The organism is Blastococcus sp. TML/C7B, assembly GCF_016612845.1.
GTDB lineage: Bacteria > Actinomycetota > Actinomycetes > Mycobacteriales > Geodermatophilaceae > Blastococcus.
Window position 1 is genome coordinate 1,995,329 of record NZ_JAEOAA010000001.1, and the last position, 19,055, is coordinate 2,014,383.

Annotated in this window: 16 protein-coding genes and 3 tRNA genes; 13 read left to right on the forward strand and 6 right to left on the reverse strand. The window is 74.0% G+C overall.

All coding sequences use genetic code 11. From position 1 onward, the window contains the following. Positions 1 to 111: 111 nt before the first annotated feature. Entirely contained in the window at positions 112 to 1,701 is a 1,590-nt protein-coding gene (gene cimA / locus JKP76_RS09690; RefSeq protein WP_200490659.1) for a citramalate synthase, read from the forward strand. Positions 1,702 to 1,705: 4 nt separating this feature from the next. Here the strand turns inward: cimA and JKP76_RS09695 are convergent, their stop codons facing one another. Both JKP76_RS09695 and JKP76_RS09700 read right to left on the reverse strand, forming a co-directional pair. Continuing rightward, the gene (locus JKP76_RS09695) at positions 1,706 to 2,032 is read right to left on the reverse strand and encodes a putative quinol monooxygenase (protein ID WP_200490660.1); all 327 of its coding nucleotides are present in this window, start codon (positions 2,030 to 2,032) and stop codon (positions 1,706 to 1,708) included. 145 nt (positions 2,033 to 2,177) lie between these two features. Then, the gene (locus JKP76_RS09700) at positions 2,178 to 2,558 is read right to left on the reverse strand and encodes a VOC family protein (protein ID WP_200490661.1); all 381 of its coding nucleotides are present in this window, start codon (positions 2,556 to 2,558) and stop codon (positions 2,178 to 2,180) included. A 42-nt stretch (positions 2,559 to 2,600) separates the two neighbouring features. Here JKP76_RS09700 and JKP76_RS09705 point away from each other — a divergent pair, with 42 nt between their 5' ends. The 6 genes from JKP76_RS09705 to JKP76_RS09730 all read left to right on the forward strand — a co-directional run bounded on the left by JKP76_RS09705 (position 2,601) and on the right by JKP76_RS09730 (position 6,332). Further along, on the forward strand, positions 2,601 to 3,419 hold the full coding sequence (locus JKP76_RS09705; protein WP_200490662.1) for a fumarylacetoacetate hydrolase family protein: 819 nt from the start codon (positions 2,601 to 2,603) through the stop codon (positions 3,417 to 3,419). Then, positions 3,416 to 4,900 carry a glutamate--tRNA ligase gene (gene gltX / locus JKP76_RS09710; protein WP_200490663.1) on the forward strand — a complete coding sequence of 495 codons (1,485 nt, stop codon included), beginning with the start codon at positions 3,416 to 3,418 and terminating at the stop codon, positions 4,898 to 4,900. Before JKP76_RS09705 ends, gltX begins: the two co-directional genes overlap by 4 nt. Continuing rightward, positions 4,897 to 5,901 carry a type II CAAX prenyl endopeptidase Rce1 family protein gene (locus tag JKP76_RS09715; protein ID WP_200490664.1) on the forward strand — a complete coding sequence of 335 codons (1,005 nt, stop codon included), beginning with the start codon at positions 4,897 to 4,899 and terminating at the stop codon, positions 5,899 to 5,901. Before gltX ends, JKP76_RS09715 begins: the two co-directional genes overlap by 4 nt. Positions 5,902 to 5,966: 65 nt before the next feature. Continuing rightward, positions 5,967 to 6,038, forward strand: a tRNA-Gln gene (locus tag JKP76_RS09720). 48 nt (positions 6,039 to 6,086) lie between these two features. Then, positions 6,087 to 6,159 (forward strand) — tRNA-Glu (locus JKP76_RS09725). A 100-nt stretch (positions 6,160 to 6,259) separates the two neighbouring features. Then, a tRNA-Glu gene (locus JKP76_RS09730) sits at positions 6,260 to 6,332 on the forward strand. 58 nt (positions 6,333 to 6,390) lie between these two features. On the opposite strand, the gene JKP76_RS09735 is transcribed toward JKP76_RS09730, so the two are convergent. Beyond that, on the reverse strand, positions 6,391 to 8,838 hold the full coding sequence (locus JKP76_RS09735; RefSeq protein WP_200490665.1) for a glycoside hydrolase family 3 protein: 2,448 nt from the start codon (positions 8,836 to 8,838) through the stop codon (positions 6,391 to 6,393). A gap of 178 nt (positions 8,839 to 9,016) precedes the next feature. Between JKP76_RS09735 and galT the strand changes: the two genes are divergently transcribed. From galT to JKP76_RS09755, 4 genes are read left to right on the forward strand one after another with little or no spacing between them, the layout of a single operon-like run. Then, entirely contained in the window at positions 9,017 to 10,102 is a 1,086-nt protein-coding gene (galT, locus tag JKP76_RS09740; RefSeq protein WP_200490666.1) for a galactose-1-phosphate uridylyltransferase, read from the forward strand. Further along, complete coding sequence (gene galK / locus JKP76_RS09745) at positions 10,099 to 11,247, forward strand: galactokinase (protein WP_309232901.1); 1,149 nt, start codon at positions 10,099 to 10,101, stop codon at positions 11,245 to 11,247. Before galT ends, galK begins: the two co-directional genes overlap by 4 nt. Before the next feature lie 22 nt (positions 11,248 to 11,269). Next, positions 11,270 to 12,979 (forward strand): sodium:solute symporter family protein, encoded by a 1,710-nt coding sequence (locus JKP76_RS09750; RefSeq protein WP_242471248.1) that lies wholly within the window; start codon positions 11,270 to 11,272, stop codon positions 12,977 to 12,979. After that, the gene (locus JKP76_RS09755; protein WP_200490668.1) at positions 12,976 to 13,251 is read left to right on the forward strand and encodes a hypothetical protein; all 276 of its coding nucleotides are present in this window, start codon (positions 12,976 to 12,978) and stop codon (positions 13,249 to 13,251) included. The genes JKP76_RS09750 and JKP76_RS09755 overlap by 4 nt, the downstream gene beginning before the upstream one ends. Here JKP76_RS09755 and JKP76_RS09760 read toward each other — a convergent pair. Then, entirely contained in the window at positions 13,248 to 13,949 is a 702-nt protein-coding gene (locus JKP76_RS09760) for an IclR family transcriptional regulator (protein ID WP_200490669.1), read from the reverse strand. The two genes, JKP76_RS09755 and JKP76_RS09760, sit on opposite strands and share 4 nt — an antisense overlap. A gap of 74 nt (positions 13,950 to 14,023) precedes the next feature. Between JKP76_RS09760 and leuC the strand changes: the two genes are divergently transcribed. Both leuC and leuD read left to right on the forward strand, forming a co-directional pair. Further along, positions 14,024 to 15,430 (forward strand): 3-isopropylmalate dehydratase large subunit, encoded by a 1,407-nt coding sequence (leuC, locus tag JKP76_RS09765; protein ID WP_200490670.1) that lies wholly within the window; start codon positions 14,024 to 14,026, stop codon positions 15,428 to 15,430. A gap of 5 nt (positions 15,431 to 15,435) precedes the next feature. Next, complete coding sequence (gene leuD, locus JKP76_RS09770; RefSeq protein ID WP_200490671.1) at positions 15,436 to 16,035, forward strand: 3-isopropylmalate dehydratase small subunit; 600 nt, start codon at positions 15,436 to 15,438, stop codon at positions 16,033 to 16,035. Between the two features lie 36 nt (positions 16,036 to 16,071). On the opposite strand, the gene JKP76_RS09775 is transcribed toward leuD, so the two are convergent. Beyond that, positions 16,072 to 16,995 carry a bifunctional NUDIX hydrolase/histidine phosphatase family protein gene (locus JKP76_RS09775; protein WP_200490672.1) on the reverse strand — a complete coding sequence of 308 codons (924 nt, stop codon included), beginning with the start codon at positions 16,993 to 16,995 and terminating at the stop codon, positions 16,072 to 16,074. Beyond that, entirely contained in the window at positions 16,979 to 19,054 is a 2,076-nt protein-coding gene (locus tag JKP76_RS09780; RefSeq protein WP_309229846.1) for an RNA degradosome polyphosphate kinase, read from the reverse strand. The genes JKP76_RS09775 and JKP76_RS09780 overlap by 17 nt, the downstream gene beginning before the upstream one ends. Position 19,055 lies beyond the last annotated feature (1 nt).

A 19,055-nucleotide genomic window follows, 5' to 3' on the forward strand; every position in this document is an offset into this window, starting at 1 on the left:
TCGATCATCATCGTGTAGCGCGCAGTCCCCTCCTCGACTGCGCGCAGACCTCCCGTACCCGGGGGGTCTTTTTCGTGTTCGGGCCGGCCGCACCCTCTCCGGGAGAGATCCGTGACCACCAGCGACACCGACTTCCACGTCTTCGACACGACGCTGCGCGACGGCGCCCAGCGCGAGGGCGTCAGCTACTCCGTGGCCGACAAGCTCGCCGTCGCCCGGCTGCTGGACGAGATCGGCGTCGGCTTCATCGAGGGCGGCTGGCCCGGTGCGCTGCCCAAGGACACCGAGTTCTTCGCCCGCGCCCGCACCGAGCTCAAGCTGCGGCACGCCCAGCTGGTCGCCTTCGGCGCCACCCGCAAGGCCGGGGTCCGGGTCGAGGACGACCTGCAGGTCCGCGCGCTCCTGGACGCCGGGACGCCGGTGGTGTGCCTGGTCGCGAAGTCCGACGTCCGGCACGTGCGCGAGGCGCTGCGGACGACGCTGGAGGAAAACCTGGCGATGGTGGCCGACACCGTCGCCTTCCTCGTCTCCCACGGTCGGCGGGTGTTCGTCGACTGCGAGCACTTCTTCGACGGCCACGCCGCCGACCCCGAGTACGGGGTCGCGGTGCTGCGGGCGGCGTTCGACGCCGGCGCGGAGGTCGGCGTCCTGTGCGACACCAACGGCGGGATGCTGCCCTCGGGCGTGGGCCGGGTCGTGGCCGACGTGCGGGCCCGGGTGAGCGGCCGGCTGGGCATCCACTGCCAGGACGACACCGGCTGCGCGGTCGCCAACTCGCTGGCCGCCGTCGAGGCCGGCGTCACCCACGTGCAGGGCACCGCCAACGGCTACGGCGAGCGGGCCGGCAACGCGGACACCTTCGCGCTCATCGGCAACCTGGTCACCAAGATGGGGCTGCCGGTGGTGCCCGCCGAGTGCCTGCCCGAGCTGCAGCGGGTCAGCCACGCCATCGCGGAGCTGGCCAACATCGCCCCCGACGACCACCAGCCGTTCGTCGGCGCCTCGGCGTTCGCGCACAAGGCCGGGCTGCACGCCAGCGCGATCAAGGTCAGCCCGGAGCTCTACAACCACCTCGACCCCGCCGTCGTCGGCAACGACATGCGCATCCTGGTCACCGAGATGGCCGGCCGGGCGTCGGTGGAGCTCAAGGGTCGCGAGCTCGGCGTCGACCTCAGCGGGCACGCCGACGCGATCGGCCGCGTCGTGGACCGGGTCAAGGTCCTGGAGGCCGACGGCTGGTCGTTCGAGGCGGCCGACGCCTCCTTCGAGCTGCTGCTGCGCGACCAGCTGCCCGACGCCCCCGCGCCCCTGTTCGAGCTGGAGAGCTACAAGACCTCGGTCGAGCACTGGGGCAACGGCGTCGTCGTCAGCGAGGCCACCGTCAAGGTGCACGTCGACGGGGAGCGGATCATCAGCACCGCCGAGGGCAACGGCCCGGTGAACGCGCTGGACAACGCGCTGCGCCAGGCGCTGGTCAACCGGTACCCGCAGCTCGCCGACGTCGCCCTGGCCGACTACAAGGTCCGCATCCTCGGCTGGCGCGGCGGCACGAGCGCGACCACGCGGGTGCTCATCGACACCACCGACGGCGTGGGGGAGTGGACCACCGTCGGCGTCCACGCCAACATCGTCGAGGCCTCGTGGCACGCGCTGGTCGACGCCATGACCTACGCCGTGCTGCGCCGGCCGGCCGCCGGCTGAGCGCTCAGCGCGGCTGGATCTCGCCCATCGGGCCCCAGCCGGAGACGTCGGGGGCGTCGACGTAGATGATCTGCGGCTGCGCGGCGACCAGGTCCGGCGCGCCCTCGACGAACCGCTTGAAGTTGTCCGTGCCGACGTGCGCGGCCCCGGCGTCGCCGTCCCGGAAGCCCTCCACGCAGACGAAGGTGTTCGGGTCCTCGAGGCTGCGGGACCACTCGAAGAACAGCGAGCCCTCCTCGGCGTTCACCCCCCGCGCGTAGTCGGCGGCGAGCGCCGCCCACTCGTCGGCGCGCTCGGGGCGGACGGGGAACTTCACGACGATGAGGATCACGCGCCCATCGTCGTCCTCAGGACCGGGCCGCGGCCACCCGCCCCCGCCCCGCGAGGATCAGGTGACCTGATCGTGCAGCGTCCTCCCTCACCGTGGGAGCTGAGGGAGGACGCTCGATGATCAGGTTCCCTGATCCCAGCGGTGCTCACAGCGGGTCGAGGCGGCGCTCCAACAGGCAGAACTCGTTGCCCTCGGGGTCGGCGAGGACGTGCCAGTTCTCCCCGCCGGTCTGGCCGACGTCGGCGCGCACCGCACCCAGGTCCAGCAGCCGCTGCAGCTCGGCCGCCTGGTCGCGGTCGGTGGGGCTGACGTCGATGTGCAGCCGCCGCCTGCCCGGGGTCGGGTCGGCCACCGGACCGAACACCAGCGTGGGCGCGGCACCCCCGAAACCCTCCGCGGGGCCGATCTCCACGCTGCCGTCGTCCTCCCGGCCCAGCACCCGGTAGTCCAGCACCGCCGCCCAGAAGGCGGCCAGGGCCTCGGGGTCGCGGCTGTTGACGACGAGCTCGGAGAAGCGGCAGGCCATGGGCGCCCGGTAGCCGGGACCGGGCGCGGCTAACCTCGCGCTGTGCGCATCGTCCGTTTCGCCTCGCCCCAGGGCATGTCCTTCGGTGTCCTCGACGGGGACGGCCAGGTGGCCCAGATCGAGGGCCACCCCTTCGGCCAGATCTCCTTCACCGGCGCCCGCTACGCGCAGGCCGACATCCGGCTCCTGTCGCCGATCCTGCCGAGCAAGGTGGTGGGCGTCGGCAAGAACTACGCCGATCACATCGCGGAGATGAAGGGGCTGACCGGCGACGCCCCGAAGGAGCCGCTGATCTTCCTCAAGCCCTCCACCTCGGTCATCGGCCCCGGCGATGCCATCCGCATCCCGGCGGGCAGCACCAACGTCCACCACGAGGTCGAGCTGGGCGTCGTCATCGGCGCCCGCGGTGCCCGCAACATCTCGCCCGAGCAGGTCGGCGCCAGCATCTTCGGCTACACGATCGGCAACGACGTCAGCGAGCGGGACATGCAGCAGAGCGACGGGCAGTGGACCCGCGCCAAGGGCTTCGACTCGTTCTGCCCGCTCGGCCCGTGGATCGAGACCGACCTCCCGGGCGTCGGGCTGGACCCCGCCGACCTCCGGGTCACCTGCACCGTGGACGGCGAGCCCCGCCAGGACGGCCGCACCAGCGCGCTGATCTTCGACGTCCCGACGCTCATCTCCTACATCTCGAAGGTGATGACGCTGCTGCCCGGCGACGTCGTCCTCACCGGCACCCCGGCCGGCGTCGGCCCCATCCGGGCCGGCCAGCGGGTCGAGTGCACGATCGAGGGGCTGGGCACCCTGGCCAACTCGGTCGCCGACGCCGACGCCGTCTCCACCGCGGGCGGTGCCCGGTGACCGTCCCCGGCCCGGTCCGCACCCGGTTCTGCCCGTCGCCCACCGGCATGGTGCACGTCGGCCTGATGCGGACGGCGCTGTTCAACTGGGCGCACGCCCGCCACACCGGCGGCACCTTCGTCTTCCGCATCGAGGACACCGACGCCGCGCGCGACTCCGAGGAGTCCTACCGGCACCTGCTCGACTGCCTGCGCTGGCTCGGCCTGGAGTGGGACGAGGGCCCCGAGGTCGGGGGCCCGTTCGGCCCCTACCGGCAGTCCGAGCGGCACGACGTCTACCGCGAGGTGGCCGCGAAGCTGCTGGAGTCCGGCCACGCCTACGAGTCCTTCTCGACCAACGAGGAGGTCGACGCCCGCCGCCGGGCCGCCGGCCAGGACCCCAAGCTCGGCTACGACAACCACGACCGGTTCCTCACCGACGCGCAGAAGGCCGCCTTCCGCGACGAGGGCCGCTCCCCGGTGCTCCGGCTCCGGATGCCCGACGAGGACCTGGTCTGGGACGACCTGGTGCGCGGCGAGGTGCGCTTCGCCGCGGGCTCGGTGCCCGACTTCGTGCTGGTGCGCGGCAACGGCGTCCCGCTGTACCCGTTCGTCAACCCGGTCGACGACGCCCTCATGCAGATCACCGACGTGCTGCGCGGCGAGGACCTGCTGCCCTCCACCCCGCGCCAGCTGGCGCTCTACGCGGCGCTCACCGACATCGGCGTCGCGCAGGGCACCCCGCGCTTCGGCCACCTCCCCTACGTGACCGGCGAGGGCAGCAAGAAGCTCTCGAAGCGCGACCCGCAGTCCAACCTCGACATCTACCGCGAGCGCGGCTTCCTGCCCGAGGGCTTCGCCAACTACCTGGCGCTGCTGGGCTGGTCGATCGCCGAGGACCGCGACATCTTCTCGATGGCCGAGCTGGTCGAGGCCTTCGACGTCACCCGGGTGAGCGCGAACCCGGCCCGCTTCGACCTCAAGAAGGCCGAGGCGATCAACGCCACCCACCTGCGCGCGCTCCCGGTCGAGGAGTTCACCGAGCGCGTGGTGCCCTACCTGGCCGGCGCCGGGCTGGTCGCCGAGCCGCCGACGGCGGAGCAGTCGCGGGTCCTCGCCGCCATCGCGCCGATGGCCCAGGAGCGGATGATCGTGCTCTCCGAGGCGGTGAACCTGCTGCGCTTCCTGTTCGTCGACGAGGTCGAGATCGACCCCGCGGCGGCCGAGAAGCAGCTCTCCGGCGAGGGCGCGGTCGCGGTCCTGGACGCAGCGACGACGGCGATGCGCGAGCTGCCCGAGTGGAGCACCGCCGCCATCGAGGAGGCGCTCAAGGCCGCGCTCGTCGAGGGGCTCGGCCTCAAGCCGCGCCAGGCGTTCGGCCCGGTGCGCGTCGCCGTCAGCGGTCGCACCGTCTCACCGCCGCTGTACGAGTCGATGGAGCTGCTCGGCCGCGAGCGCACGCTGGCCCGGCTGGCCGCCGCGCGCACCGTCGCCGGCGGATGACCGCCGGGGCGGCCGGGGACCTGGCGCCGGAGGAGCGGGAGCGGGCACCGGAGCCGTACGCCGGTCCGCCGCCCATGCGGCGGCCGACGCCGGAGCAGCTCCGGCCGGCGCCGCAGCAGGAACCGGACGACGACGTCGCCGTGCCCGAACCGGTCCGCCCGCTGCCCTACCTGCTGGCCATGCGGTCGGCTCCGTGGGCGTGGTGGCGGCCGGTCGCGGGGCTGGCCGTCGTCGCCTTCCTGCTCGGCATCGCGCTGGTCCTGACCGGGATCGCCGACGTGCTCACCGGCACCGGCGCGGACCTGGGCCCGGCGCCGCTGACCTGGCGCGGGCTGCTGGTCACCGGCCTGCTCCTGGCCACCGCCGTCCCCGCGGTGCTGCTCGCCTGGCCGCTCGCGCACGACGTGGGGCCGGGTCGTGGCCTGTCCGTGGCGCGGCGCTTCCGGTGGGGGCTGCTGCGCCGCGCAGCCCTGCTGGCCCTGGGCACGGCGGGCGCCGGCGTGACGCTGGCCACCGCGGGCGCGGTCCTGCTGGCCGACCGGGAGGCACCGGGGCCGGTCGCCGACCTGCCGTGGGTGCTCGTCGCCGGGCTGCTCACCGTGCCGCTGCGCGCCGCGGGGGAGGAGTTCCTGCTGCGCGGCTACCTGAGCCAGGCCGTGGCCGGCTGGATCGGCCGCCCGCGGGCCGGGGCGGTGACAGCCGCCGTCGTCAGCGCCGCGCTCGGTGCGCTGCTGCACGGTGCCGACGACGCGCCCGCGTTCCTCGGGTGGACCGCCCTGGGGCTGGCCGCCTCGGCCGCCGTGGCGCTGACCGGGGGTCTGGAGGCCGCCGTCGCCCTGCACGCGGTGGTCGCGCTGGTCGTGTTCCTGCTCACCGCCGGCCTCGGGGACGGCGTCGTGCCGGGGCTGTCCGCCGGCCCTGGGACGGCGTTCGCGCTGGTCGGAGCCGGAGGATTGGCCGCCTTCGCAGCGCTGGTCGCCCGCCGGGGCGCGCGGACCTAGAGGGGGGTGCTCCGGGCGCTCCGGGCATCGGGTAGTGTTCTCCCCGGCGCCGTGAGAACGGCCCATGGGGTATGGGGTAATTGGCAGCCCGACGGTTTCTGGTTCCGTTAGTCTAGGTTCGAGTCCTGGTACCCCAGCGAGGGAGCGAGAGCTCCTCTCGCTGCAGCACGACCGCAGCACTGCACGGCCCCGTCGTCTAGCGGCCCAGGACGCCGCCCTCTCACGGCGGTAGCGAGGGTTCGAATCCCTTCGGGGCTACGCACACGAGAGCCCCCGACCGGCAACGGTCGGGGGCTCTCGGCGTTCACGGGCCCCCGTGCGAGCCCCCCGGAGGGCCGTGGCAAGATGTCCGGTGTCCGGCCCCGTCGTCTAGCGGCCTAGGACGCCGCCCTCTCACGGCGGTAGCGAGGGTTCGAATCCCTTCGGGGCTACAACGCGCGAGAGCCCCCGACCCACGGGTCGGGGGCTCTCGGCGTTCAGGGGGCGGCCTCAGCCCAGCGTCAGCGTCGTCTCCAGCGGCAGGTCGACCGCGCTCGTGCCGATCCGCAGCCGGAAGCCGCCCGGCTCGTACTGCCAGCCGTCGGACCAGTGCGCCAGCAGCCGGGTCGCGACGGCGACCTCGACCCGCGCGGTCGCCCCCGCGGGCACCCGCACCGGGGCCGAGCCGACCAGCCAGCGCACCGGACGGTCCACGGCCGAGCCGGCCCGCTCCGCGTAGACCTGCACCACCTGCTTGCCGTCGCGGTCGCCGCGGTTGGCCACCTCCACGGTCACCGGCACGACCTCGCCCCCGCGGGCGGCGTCCGGCGCCTCGACGCCGAGGAGGTCGATCCGCGTGTACCCCTGGCCGGCGCCGAACCAGTAGGCCGGGGCGGTCTCCTGCCGGAGCCAGGCGCGGTAGCCGATGTGGATGCCCTCGGCGTACTCCAGGGCCCCGTCGACCGGCGTGCAGGAGAGCACCGGGACGTCGGCCTCGGCCGCCGGCCAGGTGGTGGGCAGCCGCCCGCCGGGCTCGGTGGCACCCAGCAGGACGTCGGCGACGGCCGCGCCGAACTCCTGACCGCCGAACCAGCCCAGCAGCAGCCCGGCGACGTCGTCCCGCCACGGCAGCAGGACCGGGGCGCCGGAGTTGACCAGCACCACCGTGCGCGGGTTCGCCGCGGCGACGGCGCGCACGAGGTCGTCCTGCCGGCCGGGCAGGGCCAGCGTGGTCCGGTCGTAGCCCTCGGACTCCACGAGCGCGTTGGTGCCGACGACGACCAGCGCGACGTCGGCCTCCGCGGCGGTGCGGGCGGCCTCGGCGATCAGCGCGTCCGCGTCGACGTCGGCCGGCTCGGTGCCCAGGCGCAGCGACATGGCGCGCGCGTTGAAGCCGCGGCGCCGCCGCAGGTCGTAGACCAGCCGCAGGTCCACGGGCGTGCCGGCGACCACCTCGACCTGCACCGAGGCCGTCGGCGGGTTGGTGAACGCCGCACCGAGCGCCTCCGCGCTGGGCCGCAGCCGCTCGTCGATGAGCCGGTCGTCGTCGACGAAGAGCTGCGCGGTGCCGACCAGGGCCAGGCCGAGCCGCACCGGACCGCTCTCCGACGGCGTCCAGGTGGTGGTGAGCTCGAACTCGGCGGCGTCCTCGATGGGCACGTCGCTGCCGAAGTAGACGAGGTTGCTCGACCGGCGGTCCTCGGCGAGCAGCTCGCCGCCGTCCTCGGCGAGGAACCGCGCGTGCAGGCCGGGCTCGCCGGTGGCCGGGTTGGTCAGCTCGCGCAGCGGCAGCTCGACCACGCCGTCCTGGACGACCGCGCCGACCGCGTAGCGCACGTCGACGCCGGGCAGGGCGGCGCGCAGCCCCTCGAGCGGGGAGACCGTGTGCTCGGGGACGACGGTCGCGCTCCCGCCGCCCTGGGTGCGCGCGGCGGAGGCGTTGTTGCCGATCACCGCCACCGTGCGCAGCGCCGCGGCGGCCCACGGCAGCTCTCCGCGGTTCTCCAGCAGCACGATGCCCTCGGCGGCCGCCTCGCGGGCCAGCGCCCGGCCGTCCTCGACCAGCACCGGCTCGGCCGGTGCGGTGCCCTCCAGCGCCCCGACGCGCTCGGCGAGCCGCAGGATGCGCAGCACCTTGCGGTCGACGACGGCCTCGTCGATCTCCCCGGCGCGGACGGCGGCGACCAGCGCCTCGCCCCAGGGCCCCTGCGGGCCGGGCATGACCAGGTCCTGGGAGGCGCGGGCGCTCGCCAGGCTGCGGACGCCGGTCCAGTCGCTGACGACGACGCCGTCGAAGCCCCACTGGCTGTTGAGCGGGGTCTCCAGCAGCTCGTTCTCGCTGGCGGTGGCGCCGTTGATCGAGTTGTAGGAGCTCATGACCAGCCAGGCCCGCGCCTCGACGACGGCCTTCTCGAAGGCCAGCAGGTAGAGCTCGCGCAGCGGGCGCTCGTCGACCCGGACGTCCACGGTGAAGCGGTCGGTCTCGAAGTCGTTGGCGACGTAGTGCTTGGGGGTGGCGCCGACGCCGTTGTCCTGGACGCCGGACACGTAGGCCGCGGCCAGCTCGGCGGTGAGGACCGGGTCCTCGCTGAAGCACTCGAAGTGCCGGCCGCCCAGCGGCGAGCGGTGCAGGTTGATCGTCGGCCCGAGGACGACGTCGACACCCTTGCGGCGGGCCTCCACGGCCGCCGCGGCCCCGTACCGGCGGGCCAGCTCCGGGTCCCAGGAGGCGGCCAGCGCGGTCGCCGAGGGCAGGTTCAGCGAGGGGTCGCGCTCGTCCCACACCTCGCCGCGCACCCCCGAGGGACCGTCGGACACGAGGATGCGGCGCAGGCCGATCTCCTCGATCGGCCAGGTGGTCCAGAAGTCCCGCCCGGTGAGCAGCTGGACCTTCTGCTCGAGGGAGAGGGCGCCCAGCGCGTCGGAGAGCCGGGTGGCGGAGGTGGCGTCGGTCGTCATGGGCCCGTTCTCGTCCGGGGGCGGGGGAGTGCTGCGCCGCGGAACGTAGCGCGCCACCACCCGGGAGGGGGATCCCGACGTCTGGCGTGGCCGCTCCCGCCGGGCGGGGCTAGCGTCGGGCCGGGCCGCCCGCCGACGGGTGCGGGGCGGCCCGACCTGCGCGGGAGGCGCTGCCACGGTGATCCGGACGAGCCGCTCCCTGGCCGACGGCCGGGAGATCCTCTACTTCGACGAGGACGCGCACCCGGGCACCCACGACGCCCCCGACACCCGCGACCTGCCGCCCGTGGCCACCCGCTCCCAGCTGCGCTGGGACGCCCTGCTCGGGGAGTGGGTGGTCGTCGCCGCCCACCGGCAGACCCGCACCTTCCTGCCCCCGGCCGACCAGTGCCCGCTGTGCCCCTCCCGGCCGGGCCGGCCCACCGAGATCCCCGACGACGACTACCAGGTGGTGGTGTTCGAGAACCGCTTCCCCTCGCTGGCGACCGGGGTGGCGACCGACCTGCCGCCGACCGTTGCGGGTGCCCCCCTCGCCGAGCTGCGGCCCGGGTTCGGCCGCTGCGAGGTCGTCGTCTTCACCAGCGACCACGACCGCGACTTCGCCGGGCTCGGCCGCGACCGGGCCCGGCTGGTCGTGGACGTGTGGGCGGAGCGGACGAAGGCGCTGTCCGGTCTCGCGGGGGTCGAGCAGGTCTTCGTCTTCGAGAACTCCGGCGAGGAGATCGGGGTGACGCTGTCGCACCCGCACGGGCAGATCTACGCCTACCCGTTCGTCCCGCCGCGGGTCGAGAAGGTGCTCGGCTCGGTGCGCCGGCACCGCGAGCGGACCGGCGGCGACCTGTTCGCCGAGGTGGTGGCGGCCGAGCGCTCCGGGCCCCGGGTGGTGGCCGCCAACGAGCACTGGACCGCCTTCGTCCCGGCCGCGGCGCGCTGGCCCTACGAGGTCCAGCTGTTCCCGACCCGCCGGGTGCCCGACCTGCCGGCGCTGACCGGCGAGGAGCGCGACGCCCTCGTCGCCGTGTACCTCGACGTGCTGGGCCGCTTCGCGCACCGCTTCGACACCCCGATGCCCTACATCGCCGCCTGGAACCAGGCCCCGCGCCCGGCCCGCGACGAGTGGTGGCTGCACCTCCAGCTGTTCTCGCTGCGCCGCGCGCCCGGCAAGCTCAAGTACCTGGCCGGCTCGGAGTCGGGGATGGGCGCGTTCATCACCGACACCGACCCGGAGGACGTCGCCGAGCAGCTGCGGGCCGTGACGTGGTGACCCGGGACGACGAGGCGGCGGCGCGCGCGGCGGACGCCTTCGCGGAGCGGTTCGGCCGGGCTCCCGAGGGCGTCTGGGCGGCGCCGGGCCGGGTCAACGTCATCGGCGAGCACACCGACTACAACGGCGGCTTCGTGCTGCCGGTCGCGCTGCCGCACACCACCCGGGCCGCGGTCGCCCGCCGGGACGACGGCCGGCTGGTCCTGCGGTCGCTGCAGCACCCCGGCGACGACGCCGACCTCGCCCTCGCCGACCTCGCGCCGGGCAGCCCCGCCGGCTGGGCGGGGTACGCGGCCGGGGTCGTCGCGGAGCTGGCCGGTGCGGCGCCCGGCGGGCTGAGCGTGCTCATCGACGGCGACGTCCCGGCGGGCGCGGGGCTGTCGTCGTCGGCGGCGCTGGAGTGCGCCGTCGCCCTGGCGCTGCGCGACCTGCTGGCGCTCGGGCTGAGCCGCGCGGAGCTGGTCGACGTGGCCCGCCGGGCGGAGAACGACTTCGTCGGCGCGCCCACCGGCATCCTCGACCAGTCCGCCTCCCTGCTCTGCGAGGCCGGCGCGGCGCTGTTCCTCGACACCCGCGACCGCGGCACCGAGCAGGTGCCCTTCGACCTGGCCGCCGCCGGCCTGGCGCTGCTCGTCCTCGACTCCGGCACCACCCACGACCACGCCGAGGGCGGCTACCGCGACCGGCGCCGGGAGTGCGAGGAGGCGGCGGCGCGGCTCGGCGTCCCGCTGCTGCGCGACGTCCCGGACGTCGCCGCGCTGGAGCGGCTCGCCGACGGGACCGCCGAGGGGGCGCTGCTGCACCGCCGCGCCCGGCACGTGGTCACCGAGGACGCCCGGGTGCTGCGCGTCGTCGAGGTGCTGCGGGCGGGGGAGGACCCGCGCGCCGTCGGCCCGCTGCTCACCGAGGGCCACGCGTCGCTGCGCGACGACTTCGAGGTCTCGGTCCCCGAGATCGACGCCTGCGTCGAGGCGGTGCTCGACGCCGGCGCCCACGGCGCCCGCATGGTCGGCGGCGGGTTCGGCGGGAGCGTCGTCGCCCTCGTCGAGGCCGATGCGGTCGACGCCGTGACCGCCGCCGTGGCCGCCCGCTCCACCCGCACCTCCGCCGTCGTGCCCTCCGCGGGCGCGCGCCGGCTGGCCTGACCCGCTCCCGAGAAGGAACCCGATGGACGACACCCTGCAGCTCGACGCGAACGTCGTGGACTACGCGCTCGTCGCCGCGTACTTCGCCGTGGTGCTGGGCATCGGCTTCGCCGCCCGGCGGCGGGTCTCCGACAGCCTCGACTTCTTCCTGTCCGGGCGCTCGCTGCCGGCCTGGGTGACCGGGCTGGCGTTCGTCTCCGCCAACCTCGGCGCGGTCGAGATCGTCGGCATGTCGGCCAACGGCGCCCAGTTCGGCATGGCCACGATGCACTACTTCTGGATCGGCGCCGTGCCCGCGATGCTGTTCCTGGGCGTGGTGATGATGCCCTTCTACTACGGGTCGAAGGTCCGCAGCGTCCCCGAGTACATGCGCCGCCGGTTCGGCACCGGGGCGCACCTGGTCAACGCGCTGAGCTTCGCCGTCGCCCAGGTGCTCATCGCCGGCATCAACCTCTACCTGCTGGCGCACATCGTCGAGCTGCTGCTGGGCTGGCCGCTCTGGGTCTCGCTGATCGTCGCCGCGGTCGTCGTCCTCAGCTACATCACCCTCGGCGGGCTGTCGGCGGCCATCTACAACGAGGTCCTGCAGTTCTTCGTCATCGTCGCCGCGCTGCTGCCGCTGACCCTCCTCGGCCTGCACCGCGCCGGCGGCGTCGGCGGGCTGATCGACTCGGTCCGGGAGGCCGGGAACGAGGAGATGCTGGCCTCGTGGCCGGCCACCGAGCTCACCGGCTTCGAGAGCCCCTTCTGGTCGGTCGTCGGCGTCGTGCTCGGCCTGGGGTTCGTGCTCTCCTTCGGCTACTGGACGACGAACTTCGTCGAGGTGCAGCGGGCGATGGCCACGCACTCGATCTCCGCCGCGCGGGCGACGCCGATCATCGGCTCGTTCCCGAAGATGTTCGTGCCGTTCATCGTGGTCATCCCCGGGATCATCGCCACGGTCCTCGTGCCGGAGGTCGCCGCGGCCAAGGCCACCGGTGACGAGGACTTCGACTACAACAACTCGATCCTGTACCTGATCAGCGACGTCCTGCCCAACGGGCTGCTCGGCGTCGCGCTGGCCGGCCTGCTGGCCGCCTTCATGGCCGGCATGGCGGCCAACATCTCCGCCTTCAACACCGTCTTCAGCTACGACCTGTGGCAGCAGTACGTGAAGAAGGACCGGCCCGACGACTACTACCTGCGGGTGGGCCGGTGGGCGACGCTGGGCGCCACCGTCACCGCGATCGGGACGGCGCTGATCGCCTCGGGCTACACGAACCTGATGGACTACCTGCAGACGCTGTTCGGGTTCTTCAACGCCCCGCTGTTCGCGACCTTCATCCTCGGCATGTTCTGGAAGCGGATGACGCCGACGGCGGGCTGGACCGGCCTGGTGTCCGGAACGCTGGCCGCCGTCGGCGTGGCGCTGCTCAGCGATGACTCGCTCGGGGCGCTCTCGCTCGGCGTGCTCCCGCTGAGCGGCCAGGGGCGCCAGCTTCGTGGCCGCCGGCGCGGCGTTCGTCGTCGACATCGTGGTGAGCGTGGTCGTCACCCGGGTCACCGAGCCCAAGCCCGCGCGCGAGCTGGTCGGGCTGGTCTACTCCGAGACCCCGGAGGAGCAGCGCACCGACCCGGAGGCGGGCGCGCTGCCGTGGTACCGGTCGCCGACGACGCTGGCCGGCATCTCGCTGGTCATGGTCATCGCCCTGAACGTCATCTTCCGCTGAGAGCCAGGAGCGCGATCCGATGAGCAGTGAGAAGCAGGCGGCCGGGGCCTTCGACGTCCGGAACGTCATCGCCGCCCTGATCGGGTTCTACGGCGTCGTCCTGGTCGTCGTCGGGCTCGTCGACGACGACGAGGCGGCGCTGGAGAAGACCGACGGGTTCAACGCCAACCTCTGGGTGGGCCTCGGCCTGGCCGCCTTCGCGCTGGCCTTCGCGCTGTGGGCCCGCCTGCGGCCGGTCGTCGTCGACTCGCCGGAGACCGGCGACGCCCCGGCCGGCGACCGGGAGCCCTCCTAGCGGGCGGCGCGGGCGATCGCGGTCGCGGCGTCCAGCACCGCGCCGACCACCTCGGGGGCGGGCCGGCGGCCCAGCCGCTCGACCGGCCCGGAGATCGAGACCGCGCCGAGCACCGCGCCGGAGCCGTCGCGCACCGGCGCCGACAGGGAGGCGACGCCGGGCTCGCGCTCGGCGATGCTGTGCGCCCAGCCGCGGCGGCGGACGTCGAGCAGCGTGCGGGCGGTGAAGCTGGCCGAGGGGAGCAGCCGGGTCACCTCGTCGGCCGGGGTGAAGGCGAGCAGCGCGTGCGCCGCGGAACCGGCGGTCATCGGCAGCCGCGCGCCGACGGGGACGGTGTCGCGCAGGCCGCTGGTGCGCTCGGCGGCGGCGACGCAGACCCGGCTGGCGCCGTCGCGGACGTAGAACTGGGCGCTCTCGCCGGTCGCGTCGCGCAGGGTCACCAGGTGCCGGCCGGCGACGTCGCCCAGGTCGGCGGAGCCGCGGCCCAGCTCGGCGAGCGCCGGGCCGGGGGCCCAGGTGCCCGCGTCGGTGCGCGAGACCAGGCGGTGGCCCTCCAGCGCGACCGCCAGCCGGTGCGCCGTGGCGCGGGGCAGACCGGTGCGCGCGACGAGCTCGGCGAGCGTCGCCGGTTCCTCGGCGACTGCGCGGAGGATCGCGACCGCTTTGTCCAGAACGGCGACGGGGTTAGGCTGTCCCACACAGCAATACTTGCATCTCATACAGTGAGACGCAAGCGCGACGAGCCGGGTGACCCCCGGGAAGAGGACGGACCGTGCCCAAGACCCTGGCCGAGAAGGTCTACGACGCCCACGTGGTGCGCAGCGCCGACGGAGAGCCCGACCTGCTCTACATCGACCTGCACCTCGTCCACGAGGTCACCAGCCCGCAGGCCTTCGACGGGCTCCGCGCCGCCGGCCGCACCGTGCGCCGTCCCGACCTCACGATGGCCACCGAGGACCACAACGTCCCGACGCTGGACATCCTGGCACCCATCGCCGACCCGGTCAGCCGGGCCCAGGTGGAGGCGCTGCGCCGGAACACCGCCGAGTTCGGCATCCGGCTGGCGCCCATGGGCGACCGCGACCAGGGCATCGTGCACGTCATCGGCCCGCAGCTGGGCCTCACCCAGCCGGGCATGACGATCGTCTGCGGCGACAGCCACACCTCCACGCACGGGGCCTTCGGCGCGCTGGCCTTCGGCATCGGCACCAGCGAGGTCGAGCACGTGCTGGCCACCCAGACGCTGCCGCAGTACAAGCCCAAGCAGATGGCGGTCACCGTCGACGGCGAGCTGCCCCCGGGCGTCTCGGCCAAGGACGTGATCCTCGCCGTCATCGCCCAGATCGGCACCGGCGGCGGGCAGGGCTACGTCATCGAGTACCGCGGCAGCGCCATCGAGAAGCTGTCGATGGAGGCCCGGATGACGATCTGCAACATGTCGATCGAGGCCGGCGCCAAGGCCGGGCTGATCGCGCCGGACCAGACCACCTTCGACTTCCTGCAGGGCCGGCCGCACGCCCCGCAGGGCGCCGAGTGGGACGCCGCCGTCGCCGAGTGGTCGACGCTGCGCACCGACGAGGGCGCGGTCTTCGACGCCGAGGTGGTCATCGACGCCTCCACCCTCACCCCCTTCGTCACCTGGGGCACCAACCCCGGCCAGGGCCTGCCGATCGACGCCCGCGTGCCCGACCCGGCCGAGTTCGCCGACGAGGGCGACCGCCGCGCCGCCGAGCAGGCGCTGGAGTACATGGGCCTGACCCCGGGCACGCCGCTGCGCGAGATCGAGGTGGACACCGTCTTCCTCGGCTCCTGCACCAACGGCCGGATCGAGGACCTGCGGGTCGCCGCCGAGCTGCTGCGCGGCAAGCGGATCGACCCCGGCACCCGGATGCTCGTCGTCCCCGGGTCGGTGGCGGTCAAGGCGCAGGCCGAGACCGAGGGTCTGGACCAGGTGTTCCTCGACGCCGGCGCCGAGTGGCGGGGTGCGGGGTGCTCGATGTGCCTGGGCATGAACCCCGACCAGCTCAAGCCCGGCGAGCGCTCGGCCTCCACCAGCAACCGCAACTTCCAGGGCCGTCAGGGCAAGGGCGGGCGCACCCACCTGGTCAGCCCCGCCGTCGCCGCCGCGACCGCGCTGACCGGCCGCCTGACCGCCCCCGCCGACCTGATCGGAGCCTGACCGCCATGGACGCCTTCACCACCCACACCGGCACCGCCGCGCCGCTGCGCCGCACCAACGTCGACACCGACCAGATCATCCCGGCCGAGTACCTGAAGCGGATCACCCGCACCGGCTTCGAGGACGGCCTGTTCGTCGCCTGGCGCACCAACGAGCCGGACTTCGTGCTCAACAAGCCCGAGTACGCGAACGCCTCGATCCTCGTGGCCGGCCCGGACTTCGGCACCGGCTCCTCCCGCGAGCACGCCAACTGGGCGCTGCTGGACGGCGGCTTCCGCGTGGTCATCAGCCCGCGGTTCGCCGACATCTTCCGCAACAACTCGACCAAGGCCGGGCTGCTCACCGTCGTCCTGCCCGAGGCCGACGTCGAGGCGCTCTGGGCCGCGATCGAGGCCGACCCGGCGCTGCCGGTGACCGTCGACCTGCAGGCCGAGCAGGTCACCTACGGCGAGACGGTCGTGCCGTTCCAGATCGACCCGTACACCCGCTGGCGGCTGCTCGAGGGGCTCGACGACGTCGGCCTGACCGAGCGCCACCTGGACGCGATCGAGGCCTTCGAGTCGTCCCGGCCGGCCTGGAAGCCGAAGGCGCTGCCCGCCGTCTGACCCGCCCCCCGAGGGCAGAAATGGCCATTTCTGCCCTCAGGGCCGGGCGTCGGGATCGGGGTCGAGGTCCCGGTAGTAGTCCGCGACCAGCGCGCCCGGCCGGCCGCCGAGGGCCCACACGCTGCCCTTGGCGGCCGGCGGGTGCAGGCCGGGCACGCCGTGGCCGTGCACGCCCAGCGCCCGCAGCACGGTCGGGATCGTCCCGCCCTGGCTGCAGACGACGGCGACACCGGGCGCGTCGAGCTCCCGCTGCAAGGACTCCAGGGCGATCTGCGGGTCGCCGCCGAACTCCGGCTCGCCGAACTCCCGGCGCCCGGTGACGGGGAGGTCCAGCCGTTCCGCCAGCGGGGTGACGGTCTGCCGGCAGCGCAGGGGCGCCGCCGCGCCGACCGACGTCGGCCCGAACAGCGGCAGCACCGCCGCCAGCCGCGCGGCCTGCTCCTCGCCCGCAGCCGTCAGCGGGCGCTGCTCGTCCGGGCCGTCCCAGTCGTCGCTGCTGCCGGCCTTGCCGTGCCGGACCAGCAGCACCGACACCTCCCGCGGGACGTCGGTGCGCGCCGCGTCCGCGATGACCTGCCCGTCGTGTGCGTAGCTGACCAGCTGCGCGGCGTCCGCGGGCGCGAGCCAGCGCAGGTCGTCGGCCTCGTCGTTGGCGGCGAAGCCGCCGCCGGTCCACCGCATGACCCAGTAGTCCACCCGCTTCGGTGCACCCTCGACCGCGTAGCGGGTGGTGAGGCTCCGGCGCCCGGGGACCGCGGTCAGCCCGGTCTCCTCGAGCACCTCGCGCACCGCCGCCTGCAGGGCGTGCTCGCCGGCGTCCACGTGGCCCTTGGGCAGCGACCAGTCGTCGTGCCGCGGCCGGTGGACGACGGCGACCTCGATGCCCTCGCCGTCCGCCGCCGGCCGCCAGACGACCCCGCCGGCCGCGGCGATCACCGGGCCCTCAACCGGCGAGCTCATGCATGCGCCCCATGAGCTCGGCCTGGTAGTCGCGGCCGTCGAGGTGCTCCCAGCTGCCGTCGCTGCGCAGCTCCCAGCACCGCACTCCCGGCGCCATGGCCGGGGCCAGCGTCTGCTCCAGCTGAGTGCGCAGCCGGTCGTCGCAGACCCGCAGCAGCACCTCGACGCGGCGGTCGAGGTTGCGGTGCATCAGGTCGGCGCTGCCGAGCCACCACTCCGTCTCGCCGCCGTTGACGAACGACATGACCCGGGAGTGCTCCAGGAAGCGGCCGACGATCGAGCGCACCCGGATCGTCTCCGACAGGCCCGGCACGCCGGGGCGCAGCGCGCAGATGCCGCGCACGAACAGCTCGACGGGGACGCCGGCCCGCGAGGCGGCGTACAGCGCGTCGATGATCTGCTCGTCGACGATCGAGTTCGCCTTGATCCGGATGCCGGCCGGCCGGCCCTCGCCGGCGTGCCGCACCTCGCGGCGGATCTTCTCGATCAGGCCGTTGCGGATGCCGTGCGGCGCGACCATCAGCGTGCGGTAGTTCGTCTGCCGCGAGTAGCCGGTGAGCACGTTGAACAGGTCGGTGAGGTCCGCGCCCACCCGCGGATCGGCGGTGAGGATGCCCAGGTCCTCGTACAGCCGCGCCGTCTTCGGGTTGTAGTTGCCCGTGCCGATGTGGCAGTAGCGCCGGATCAGGCCCTGCTCGCGGCGCACGACCAGGGCGGTCTTGCAGTGCGTCTTGAGCCCGACCAGCCCGTAGACGACGTGGCAGCCCGCGCGCTCCAGCGAGCGGGCCCAGCTGATGTTGGCCTCCTCGTCGAAGCGGGCCTTGATCTCCACCAGGACGACGACCTGCTTGCCGGCCTCGGCGGCCTCGATGAGGGCGTTGACGATGGGGGAGTCGCCCGAGGTCCGGTACAGCGTCTGCTTGATCGCCAGCACGTCCGGATCGGCGGCGGCCTGCTCGATGAAGCGCTGCACGCTGGTCGCGAACGAGTGGTACGGGTGGTGGACCAGCACGTCTCCCTCGCGCAGCGTCGCGAACACGCTCTTGGGCGTCTCGCCCTCGCTCAGCCGCGGGTGGGTGGCCGGCACGAACGGCTCGTCCTTGAGCTCGGGGCGGTCCAGGTCGTAGAGGGCCATGAGCGAGGCCAGGTCCAGCAGCCCCGGCACGTGGACGACGTCGGCCGGCGAGACCTCGAGCTCGGAGACGAGCACCTCGAGGATCCGCGGGTCCATCGGCTCGGCGACCTCCAGCCGCACGGCGGGGCCGAAGCGGCGCCGGGCCAGCTCCCGCTCGAGCGCCTGCAGCAGGTCCTCGTCGCGGTCCTCCTCCACCTCGACGTCGGCGTTGCGGGTGACGCGGAAGAAGTGGTGGTCGAGCACGTCCAGCCCCGGGAAGAGCTGGTTGAGGTGCGCGGCGATGAGGTCCTCCAGCGGCAGGAACACGGCAGTGCCGTCGCCGCCGCCCCCTGTGCCCACCGGCACGAACCGCGGCACGTTGTTGGGCACCTTGAGCCGGGCGAAGCGCGGGGCGCTGGTCTCCGGGTCGCGCACCGAGACGGCGAGGTTGAGCGAGAGCCCGCTGATGTAGGGGAAGGGGTGCGCCGGGTCCACCGCCAGCGGGGTGAGCACGGGGAAGACCTGGTCGCGGAAGTACTCGCGCAGCCGCAGCGCCGCCCCCTCCTCCAGCTGGTCCCAGCGGACGATGCGGATGCCGCACTCCTCCAGCTTGGGCAGCACGTCCCCGTTGAAGACGTCGGAGTGCCGCTGCACCAGCTCCTGGGTGCGGGCGGTGATCAGCTCCAGCTGCTCCCGGATGGTGAGCCCGTCGGGCGAGCGGACGGTCAGCCCGGTGCTCTGCCGCCGCTTGAGCCCGGCGATCCGGACCATGAAGAACTCGTCGAGGTTGCTGGCGAAGATGGCCAGGAACTTGACCCGCTCGAGCAGCGGCGCGGTGTCGTCCTCGGCCAGCTCCAGGACGCGCGCGTTGAAGTCCAGCCAGGAGAGCTCGCGGTTCAGGAACCGGTCCGCCGGCAGCGGGGCGTCGTCGTCGGTGGAGGGCACG

Coding starts and splice junctions, on each gene's coding strand:
- JKP76_RS09755 (WP_200490668.1), top strand. CDS start 12,976: ATGAGCAGTGAGAAGCAGGCGGCCGGGGCCTTCGACGTCCGGAACGTC.
- JKP76_RS09700 (WP_200490661.1), bottom strand. CDS start 2,558: ATGGCCTGCCGCTTCTCCGAGCTCGTCGTCAACAGCCGCGACCCCGAG.
- JKP76_RS09735 (WP_200490665.1), bottom strand. CDS start 8,838: ATGACGACCGACGCCACCTCCGCCACCCGGCTCTCCGACGCGCTGGGC.
- leuD (WP_200490671.1), top strand. CDS start 15,436: ATGGACGCCTTCACCACCCACACCGGCACCGCCGCGCCGCTGCGCCGC.
- JKP76_RS09750 (WP_242471248.1), top strand. CDS start 11,270: ATGGACGACACCCTGCAGCTCGACGCGAACGTCGTGGACTACGCGCTC.
- JKP76_RS09775 (WP_200490672.1), bottom strand. CDS start 16,995: ATGAGCTCGCCGGTTGAGGGCCCGGTGATCGCCGCGGCCGGCGGGGTC.
- JKP76_RS09715 (WP_200490664.1), top strand. CDS start 4,897: ATGACCGCCGGGGCGGCCGGGGACCTGGCGCCGGAGGAGCGGGAGCGG.